7 protein-coding genes and 1 pseudogene are annotated in these 9,402 nt (G+C 57.6%); all 8 read right to left on the bottom strand.

The annotated features are described in order from the left end of the window. Positions 1-220: 220 nt before the first annotated feature. On the bottom strand, positions 221-637 hold the full coding sequence (locus O6929_02935; protein ID MCZ6479350.1) for a hypothetical protein: 417 nt from the start codon (positions 635-637) through the stop codon (positions 221-223). A 43-nt stretch (positions 638-680) separates the two neighbouring features. Continuing rightward, positions 681-1,676, bottom strand: a complete 996-nt coding sequence (locus O6929_02930; protein ID MCZ6479349.1) for a hypothetical protein — start codon at positions 1,674-1,676, stop codon at positions 681-683. 277 nt (positions 1,677-1,953) lie between these two features. Further along, positions 1,954-3,429: a M20 family peptidase gene (locus O6929_02925; GenBank protein MCZ6479348.1), complete on the bottom strand. Its 1,476-nt coding sequence runs from the start codon at positions 3,427-3,429 to the stop codon at positions 1,954-1,956. Positions 3,430-3,674: 245 nt separating this feature from the next. Beyond that, positions 3,675-4,986, bottom strand: a pseudogene (locus O6929_02920) (glycine/betaine/sarcosine/D-proline family reductase selenoprotein B). 4 nt (positions 4,987-4,990) lie between these two features. Beyond that, on the bottom strand, positions 4,991-6,265 hold the full coding sequence (locus tag O6929_02915; protein MCZ6479347.1) for a glycine/sarcosine/betaine reductase component B subunit: 1,275 nt from the start codon (positions 6,263-6,265) through the stop codon (positions 4,991-4,993). A 59-nt stretch (positions 6,266-6,324) separates the two neighbouring features. Then, complete coding sequence (grdA, locus tag O6929_02910; GenBank protein MCZ6479346.1) at positions 6,325-6,798, bottom strand: glycine/sarcosine/betaine reductase complex selenoprotein A; 474 nt, start codon at positions 6,796-6,798, stop codon at positions 6,325-6,327. 30 nt (positions 6,799-6,828) lie between these two features. After that, positions 6,829-8,133, bottom strand: a complete 1,305-nt coding sequence (grdC, locus tag O6929_02905; GenBank protein MCZ6479345.1) for a glycine/sarcosine/betaine reductase complex component C subunit beta — start codon at positions 8,131-8,133, stop codon at positions 6,829-6,831. A 397-nt stretch (positions 8,134-8,530) separates the two neighbouring features. Continuing rightward, positions 8,531-9,334 carry an AmmeMemoRadiSam system protein B gene (gene amrB / locus O6929_02900; GenBank protein ID MCZ6479344.1) on the bottom strand — a complete coding sequence of 268 codons (804 nt, stop codon included), beginning with the start codon at positions 9,332-9,334 and terminating at the stop codon, positions 8,531-8,533. Between the last annotated feature and the right edge of the window lie 68 nt (positions 9,335-9,402).

Below are 9,402 nucleotides of genomic sequence, written 5' to 3'. Positions count from 1 at the left end.
GGCAAGGATCCAGGCCCTTTACCCGCACTCAGATGGCAGGAGGTTCATCGCAGGCCGAATAGGAGCGGGCGCTCGGCGTCCATAGGTCATGTGCACATGACTCCACCGCGGAATGAAGTGGCACGAACACGACTATACCCTATACTTTTAATTAATATGCCGTAACCATTTATAAATACAAGTATTGACGTCATCCGAAAATGTGTCCGTATGCACCATGTCAATCTGGAACCATGACCTCCTTCTCGAGACCGCCAAAGCCATGGACGTTATCGTGGGCTCGAACCCGCACGCGCTGGACACCCTCGGGCAGTGCTAACAGCCTTAACGAGCGCGTAAAAGGTTGCTCATCCACGTGCGGATGGAAGAGGACCCGCTTCGCCAGAATCGTGCCATCGGGGCTCAGGATTTCCCAGCGGTCCGCATAGTGATTCCACCCTGCATCTTCGTGACGGACGGTCACAACGAAAATGTAGGGACTGCTGGCACTCTTCGTAATCTCGACAGCCAAGACATCGGCTTCCCCGGCCGTCGCAGGTAAGACTCTTCCCATCGACAGCAGGAATACCCCGAGCCCAAGTATCTTCGGGATCAATTTTCCTGCGCGCTGCGTTTTTTGCCTGTGCGCAACGTCCATGTCCGGTCTCACCCGACCCAAGATTCTGTCCGCTGTTCGCCGCCTACTCGATGACGCCGAGATGACCATTATGGCTGCCCATGTACCAGAGTCTTCCCTCGGCGTCCACAACCATTTTGCGGATGCCGAGACCTCTCGATGGCAATGTAAAGACCCGGATCCTGCCCGTAGTTGGGTCCAATCGCACAACGGTATTGCTGTAGAACTCGTTGGCCCAAACCATGCCGGCTCCGTCCACCGTCACGGCGTAGGGGCCTCCGCTGCGCCCGGCCGGTAATGGGTACTCTTTAAGGAGTTTTTCGGCAACGGGGTCGAAGTGGAGCAGGGAACCCTTGCCGAAGAGCGTGACCCAGAGCGAACCGTCGGGCGATGCGGCCATGCGGCGCGGCGCCCAGCCTTTCCCAAGGACCACTTCAGTGATCGTGCCCGTCTTCGGATCCAGCTTACCCAGCTTGCCGGCGCCAAGTTCGCAGAACCAGACATTGCCCGCCTTATCAAGAGCAAGCCCATAGGGGCGCCCAGAGGCTTCGAACTCGGTCATCATCCCGGTACGGGTGTCCAGCCGGCCGATCCGATTCCCGTGCTGCTCCGTGAACCAAATGATGCCCCATTCATCGATAACCAGCGTGTGCGGGTCGCCACCGGAAGGCACCTTGTGCTCGACCACCCTTCCCGTGGTTGGATCCAGCTGGCCAATCGTGCCATTGCCGTTCCCCGTATACCAGACCTGGCCGTCCCAATCCACGAGGAGGCCGTGGGGCCTCGCTCGTGCGGGCAGTTCCCACTCTGTGAATGTCTCCGTGAGAGGGTCAAACCGCGCAATTTTGTTCGCGTACATGACGGTGATGTAGATCATGCCGTCTGGCCCGGGGGCGGGATCGCGGGCGAACATCGGCGTGGGCACCTTCCACTCGGAGATCCGCCCTTCGATCTCCGGTCTTGCACCTGGCGTGATGCCGTAGTTCGAGCCGCCAGCCCAAGCCGATCCTGCGATTACCATGATGAGGCCCACGGTGACGCTGCCACGGACATAACGCATGATGTTCTCACACCTCTACAGCTTGAGGTTCTGGGGGCAAGAAACCGAAACATGAGGGTAACAGACGCATCCTTGGAGTGCAAGATCGGACACCAACGTTCATGCCTCCTGATCTCCCGGCGGGCGGCGGCGCCAAACGACAAAGCCGTCTTGGATGAGTCTCACCCAGTATGGCAACGCTTCGTGATTGCTCTTCGTATGTGCGCTATCAGCAGGCAAGATTCCTCACCGAACCTTTAGATGGAATCACGGACAGTCACAATGCAGAGCAAATGGACTACGAATGGGAATTACGGATGAGTTGCATAAAGAATCTGACGCAGTTCTCGTAGTTGTCAACTGAAATACGCTCATCGGTCCCATGAAATCGACGTGTATCACCAGGATCCATCCTTATTGGAACAAACCGGTATATATTGCCGCTTAGCTTTGCGTAATGTCTGGAGTCCGTCGCTCCGACAACAAGCCAGGGAGCGACTATGGCATCCGGAAAAATCTGCCGAATTGTCCGATGAAGATTTTCAAAGCTGGATGACTCCGGGACCGATACGGCAGACGGTTCACTCAGCACTTTCTTCACGGGTGTAATCTTGACCCGTGCATCTCCAATCGTCTTGCGGACATGATCGATCACACTCTGAACACTCTCGCCAGGAAGAATGCGAAAATTGATCACCGCCTTTGCCTTTGTCGGCAATACATTCTCTTTGACCCCACTCTCAAACATCGTCGCTGCCGTGGTGGTCCGGACCAGAGCGTTTGTCCAAGACGATGCCACAAGCTGGCGCTCGACCAGCCACCCAAAAAGCCAGAGGTTGGCAAATACCATCCTTTCGGGAAAGGGCATTTCTGGCCCCACATACTCGAACAGTTTTCCCGTTGCCCCTCTGATTTCTGCTGGGAACTGATTGCGCTCGAGATTATGTACGGCAGTACTGAGGATGCCAATCGCAGTATGCTTTGGGGGCATGGAGGAGTGCCCTCCTTTACTCTGCACTGCGAGCTCGACACTCACATAGCCCTTCTCGGCGATCCCTACCAGAGCAACGGGAGCGGAAACCCCCGGCAATATTCCGTGAGTGATGGCACCCCCCTCGTCGAGAATGTACTCTAATTCGACCCCTCTGGAACGCAAAAGGCTGGCAATCTTGGCAGCTCCCATTGCTCCCCCGACCTCTTCATCGTGGCCAAAGGCAAGGTACACTGTGCGAGAGGGATGGAATCCTTCTGTCAGCAGCATTTCTACGGCTTCAAGCATACCCAGAACGCTAACCTTATCATCCATGGCCCCTCTGCCCCAAATGTAGCCACTGGCGATACGCCCCCCAAAAGGGGGATGGGTCCAATTGTCTTCCGTGCCAGGTTCGACAGGTACGACGTCCATATGACCCATGAGGAGAATCGGCTTCGTACCCCCTGTTTGGCCTTTCCACGTATAGAGAAGACTGTACCCTCCCACAACTTCCTTAATGAGCGTGGAATGAACCTTGGGAAACCTCTGTTCGAGATATCGATGGAAGCTTGAGAATTCCTTGCCATCAAATTGTCCCGTATCCCCATATGAGATGGTCCTGAACTGGATAGCGTTTGACAGGTATTCGGCGATTTTTTCTCCATTAATCGCCACCCGCGGCTGCGGATCGACCTCTAGCTGCCGAGAAGTAAAGCGTAATGTCTTTATCAACACTACAGAGACGACGATCATCAATCCACCACATAAGACGAATAGCAGTCTTTTCAGGTACGATCTCATTTTTCAACCTTTTTTGACAGTGAAGTAATGACCACGAGGACTACTGTGAAGGATAATAGTGCAGCGACCAGCGATACTGCAACCAGTACGCTCCTACTTGCAAGATTCGTGGCTATTGAATGATGAAGCCGGCATAGCCGACCACGGAGGTGTAGTCTTTGATGACATCCCCCGACGCCGCGTAGCGATCGCATCGGGTCAAGTGTGGTCTTGGATCATTGTTGTCTTTGGATAACTTGTTGCCCCTACGTTGTAAAGATCTCTTGTCCCTCCACCCGAGCACAGAGGGCCTCGAGGGCCTTCTCGACCAATGCCCGCCGTAACTGCCTCTCTTTTGCTGGAGGCAAACTGGGATCGCCGAGCGGATACGGGATCCCATTGGCCGGGACGATACGATTCGCCCCGACCGTAGTCGCAATGGAGGTAATCGTACAAAGCTGCACGGTGGGAATCCCGGCTCGCTCCAGCTCTCGCGTGAGCACTGCCCCGCAGCGCGTGCCCGTCCCTCACGTGGAGACAAGGAGGACCGCATCGACCTGGGCTTCCTTGACCTCTTTCGCGATCCCCTCCCCCATCTGCTTGGCGCTCGCCAAGCTCGTGGCGAAGCCGGTCGTCGTGTAGAAGTAGTCGTAGAGCGTGCCGATGCGTTTTTCCCTCTCCAGCTCTCGGAGAACATCCACCGGGCAAAGCCGGTTCGGGTTCTGGGCCCCAAATGCCTTTTCGAAGCCGCCGCTTACGGGAGCAAACTCGCCCTGCGTGAGGGTATCTTTACCCGCGATCGGATACTTGGCGTAACGCGTGGCCCGAGCTGACTCGATCCGATCGGGGTTATCAGGCGGCACCAGTCCCCCCTCGACGACGATGGCGATGAGGGCCTTCGAAAGCTCTTCAACCGGCGGGGCCGGAGGAACCTTCTCGAATCTGGGCAGCCGCATCTCGGACCGGTAGGGCTCCCCTTTGATCTTTTTGAGAAGGAGATCCACCGCCCGCTCCGAGGCAAGATGCTCGGCGATGCGGTTCTTCTTCACACCTCTTGAGATGAGCCCCTCCTCCTCCGGGGTCCCCAGCTGCTCCCTAGCATGAAGCTTCAGAGCCAGCTTTACCATGTTTGTCATCGCCTCGCGCATCCCCTGGGCACTATTCGCCGTCTTGACGATATATGTGCTCCGCCGGAAGAGGTCCACCCCGGGATTCTCCTGGTACAGGCCGGTGACCGCAGGAATCCCAAGTTGTTCCTGTACCACGTGGCAGACCTTGCCGCAGGCCGGGCCGTAGCGGCCCGCGTTAAAGGCCGGACCGGCGACGAGGAGATCGGGCTGGTAGGATTCGATAAGGCGAAGAACCTCATGGGCCGCCTTTTCCATATCTTCAGCAAAGTAGTTATCGCCACAGATTACCGTTCCCTACAACCTGCCCCTGCTTTCCCAAGACCTCCTGAAGCACCGCTCCAGGCCCAATTGGGCCCTTTCCGGATTGAGGCGGAACGTGAGCCATCTCCTCCCCGCCAATCCCTCCGAAGAATTGATTCATGAAATGAACAATCCTCAGATTCTCCATTATGTTATACCTCCACTGTCGTGAGCCTCGTAAAGCCAACCTGGCTGGTTGCAGAGGGAATCATCATCACTGGTACCCTCAAAGCCCCCTGTGGCGGATCGTTCAGCCCTGCCAAGGCCTTACCACCTATCACCCGTTCCACCGCGGGAAGCTCAATCGACTCGTTGCTGTTCCCCGTGCTGACGAAGGCATCCGCCCGATCTGAGGAGGCATCAGAAAGAGGTGGAGCCGTCCCGTCCGGACCAGCCGGCTCATCCACCACAAGAACCGTCTTTACCCCTGCTTCTTCACACCGTTGGCAGTTGAGCATGAGATCAGTATCAGCGTGCCCTCCCCCTTCCTTCGTGATGATAACCCCATCGGCCCCCAGGATATCCTTGGCCAGCTTCGCGGCCATGACTGCCGATCGCTCCTTCTCATGAAGCGTCGGATGCTCGTTCATCACGATCACCCCGACAAAGCAGAGGTCTCGTTTGTGGCGGAGATAGAGCGTATGCATAATAGGGTTGTTCTGGTGGGTATATGTGACGTTCTTGAAGCAGGGGGGCATTTCGTAGTTGCCGCTGACGATGGCCCCGTCCATCAACTCGTTCGGATGAAGCAGCGTGGGTAACAGCTTCCTGGCGTTATCCCCGTATACAAATGGCTCACAAAGGTCGGCTTGCGATTGGAGCTGGTAGATATAGGCGATCCGTGGCAGACCTTTCATCCCTTCATCCAGGTCGGGCAGCGGGGGGAGGTCATAGATCTCGATGTGATCAGGCTGAAGATCCCTGCTCGCTTCGGCCAGATAGACTGCGGCCTTCAGCCCCGCCATCTTCATGGCGTTCGCACATTCCACACGCTCCAGCCCCTCGGCAAACTGAGGGATAAGAACAAGGTTACAGGTCCGGCCAAAGGGGACCAACTCTGCCGCAGGGCCGGTCATATCCAAAAGCGCCTCCGGGACCCCCGGGATTTGCCCGGTTTCCACCACCGTGACCCCTTTGAGCACATGACTCCGCCCCTCCCCCACCCGCTCAAGTTTGCCGATCATCCCCGGGAAGATCGCTCCAGGCCCCTCAACCTTGATCCGCGGCTCGATCACATCGAGAACGTGGATAACTCGTTCCCGTTCATTGGGACGGACAATCTCCAACTCCAGACTGCCGAGACGGCGATCGGCGAGGAGGAGTGCTGCGAGCTCCTTCTTGTTCACACAGAGGACGTGATCACTGATGCGGGTGGTGTCCGCGAACCGCATATCCCTGATGAGACATATTCCTAACTCCAGCTTCACCGCTTTGACCCCCTTCCCTGGTCTTCTTGCTGCAACCTTGCGTCTCCTGCTTCCGCCCCTCACACACCCACGTCCGTCACCTGCTCACGGATCTTCCTGAGGGGCTCAATAAGCTTAGGGACGTCGAGCACCATCTCCATCATTCCCACCTGCTGCTGATAGACCTCACGATTGACCTGCTCCTTCACCTCAGGTTCGAGGATGTGATACACGGGGAGTCCTAACTGGACCCCTCCCAGGGCACCGGCATAGCTTGGATCGCCCAGGGTCACCGTCTCGGCGATGAGCTTGACGCTCTCCGGGTCAGAAGCTCCCAAGACGACCACCAAGTCGCGCTTCTCGTTCCGCTCGGCAAGCTCCTTAATGCGCCCCTGGTTCTCCAAGTCCATGGCCCCGGCCGCCGTTCAAACGAAGCATTCAGTGGCGGCGTAGATGACATCGACACCAGCACCCGTCAGGCACTCACGTATGGCAGGGGCAGGAATGCCGTCTCGCTCTCCAATGACGATTGCCTTCTTTCCCCTCAGAACCATTCTATCGCCTCCTTTCCCAGTCAAACACACTTAAGCCGGATTCGGTTCGAGGAGGAAGGAGACCCCATCGGGCATCTCCGTCATCCTCCCCAGAAAGAGGCTTCCCTTGGCGAGAAACATGGCGCACCTCAGTTTTCTCGTCCGCAACCCATCTCGAGCCTGCCCGAGGAAGCAGATTGCCGATGCGATGTGACCCTGCGTGGGGGCATAGCCAGGCATCCCATGGCGTCGGACGAAAAGCTCCATCTCCTCCTGACCAATCTCCCCCCGGAGGGCAGCTAAGGCAGCAATCATCCGATAGTTGGTGTGGGGAACGTTGCCGCTTCCGGCCGGGACGGTAATCTCGGGGTTATGCATCTCGGTCGCGTACTTGGCCACATCGGTCAGCCGCCGCCCGAGCTTCTCCAACGGCTTCAGAACAAGAGCCTCGGTGAGGGCTTGCTGGGAAGTGCCTGTGCCAATATCGTGCATGCCTACAGCATCGGTCCTGATAATGGGGTTCCTCCTGTCATCGGTTCCCACAATGACGGCGACTCCCCCCAGCACATCTTCCAGAACCGGCATCTCTTTCTTGAGATGGGCTTTGAACTTCATCCCCAATTTGGGGAGTGAGCCCCCCGCCACCACTGCGACGTTCCTGAAGATCCCGGCCTGGACAAGGGCCCCCGCGAGGATCACCGCATGCATGGGGGAAGTACAGAAGGCCTTCACATCGGCCCCCGAGGCCTTGATGAGGCCGGCCATCTCCCCAATCGCCTTGCCTAGACTCCCCCCGCCCCGTTGGTAGCGGTCTCCGACCGCCTCTTCTGAACTTCCGATAATGTAATCGATCTCCTGGGGGGAAACGCTTGCTTCGTCAGCAAGCGGGCGAAGCAGGTGGCGAAGAGCGAGGACCCCCGTCGCCTTGCACGCCAGGTTCTCTAGGAGGATTGCGGCTGTCAGGGTTTCATCCTCCTCGTGATCCCTCAGTACACAACCAACGATCCTTTCCCCGACACGGAGGGAAATGGCTTCTTCCCGTCGGACCCTCGATTCAATCTCCGGGAGAGGTATCCCTCCTGTCAGGCTATTCACATCCTCTTGGGGCGAAAGTGGATGAGCCTGGAGTTTCTCACGCACCTCCTCCATGAACCCCTTTTCAAGATGCACCAGGTTGAACCGATCGGCCGCTTTCAGCAGGCCGTAGAACTGGTCCTCCGGCATGATCTCCCCATAGGGACCAGAGCGGGGTGCCTGGTGAAGCACGTGCGTATACCAGGGTTGTTGGAAGTTCCAGAGGTCGTCCGGGAGGAGGTTGCCGATAAAGGCTTGGGGGGGGGTACTCGACCGCCTCACCGTAGGTTCTCAAGTGTCGCTTCACTTCCACGAGCAACTTCGGGGCGTTCCGGATCTCTCGGAGGGGTTTCGATCCATAAGGGACCAGGTCAGGAACATGCGCGAGGATGCAGGCGACCCCTTTAATAACAGGAAATCGCATTGACTCCTCCTTCATGGCAAAGCCCGTTCCCGAGCCTCGCCCCGGCACGAATCGGCGAAGGTTGCAACCACAGAGTACCCTGCAAAAAGCAAACACCCGGGGGCAGAGACCGACCGGGCGTCTTCATCGAGTACCTCCCCACATTTCAATAGATTGGGGGGTATCGGCATATCCCCTTTTTTCGCTGCGTTCAAGCTATGCGGGACACGGGCGGCGTGTCAAGGGCTTTCTCCTCGGAAAAAACAAGACTGGGCCCTAGTCTATGATCAGGCCGGCATAGCCGACCACGGAGTTGTAGTCCTTGGTGACATCCCCGGACGTGGCGTAGCGAATCAGCTCGGCCCGGGTTCCACCCAGCGCCTTAGCAGCAATCAACATGGCGGTGGTCGGGTGAAAGCCGCACATGCTGATTCGCTCGCGGAGGACCGTGGTGTGCAGCCGTTCGGGGTCCAGATTCACGATGGCTTCGATGGCTATTCGATCTTTTCTCTCGGCCATCTCCTGCGAAACGTAATGGCTCATGTCGGTGCTGGCAATCAGGAGTACACGTTTCCCTGAAGCCTGGATCGCCCCCCCCATGGCCTCACCCACATCATGGCACACGCCATATTCATGGCTGAAAAGACAGATGGGGACAAATGGCACTTTAGGGAACAGGAGCTGAAGAAACGGTAGTTGGACTTCGATCGAGTGCTCTTTCCGATGGGCTCGATCATCCTCCTCCAGGACCCGGGATCGATCCAGGATGGCGCGAGCGAGCTCAGTATCGATCGCTTCCTCCCCCAGAGGCGTCTCCCAAGTCCCAGAGGTCATGACAGCCGCCCCGGCCCCCAGTCCGCTATGGTTGGGGCCAACAATGACACAGGCCTCGGGAGGGTGTACCCGGGCGTAGACTGCTCCGGCGACCCTGCCAGAGTAAAGGTAGCCGGCATGAGGGACCACGACCCCCACTCCCTCAACCAGTTCTTCCCCCGTCGGGAGTAGATCCTCCACCTCACGGCGGAGTGCTTTGGTCCCGCCCGGATAAAACATGCCTGCAACGGCTGCCTGCCTAATCATTCTTCACCTCGTTGACCGATGACCGTACACCGACGACAGATCACCGATGACCGCTGTCCGATGACAGA

It is taken from the genome of Candidatus Methylomirabilota bacterium (assembly GCA_027293415.1).
GTDB lineage: Bacteria > Methylomirabilota > Methylomirabilia > Methylomirabilales > CSP1-5 > CSP1-5.
Note: the sequence above shows the minus strand (reverse complement) of the source record. Positions and strands in the feature narration are given on the sequence as shown.

Coding starts and splice junctions, on each gene's coding strand:
- O6929_02935 (MCZ6479350.1), bottom strand. CDS start 637: ATGGACGTTGCGCACAGGCAAAAAACGCAGCGCGCAGGAAAATTGATC.
- O6929_02930 (MCZ6479349.1), bottom strand. CDS start 1,676: ATGCGTTATGTCCGTGGCAGCGTCACCGTGGGCCTCATCATGGTAATC.
- O6929_02925 (MCZ6479348.1), bottom strand. CDS start 3,429: ATGAGATCGTACCTGAAAAGACTGCTATTCGTCTTATGTGGTGGATTG.
- amrB (MCZ6479344.1), bottom strand. CDS start 9,334: ATGATTAGGCAGGCAGCCGTTGCAGGCATGTTTTATCCGGGCGGGACC.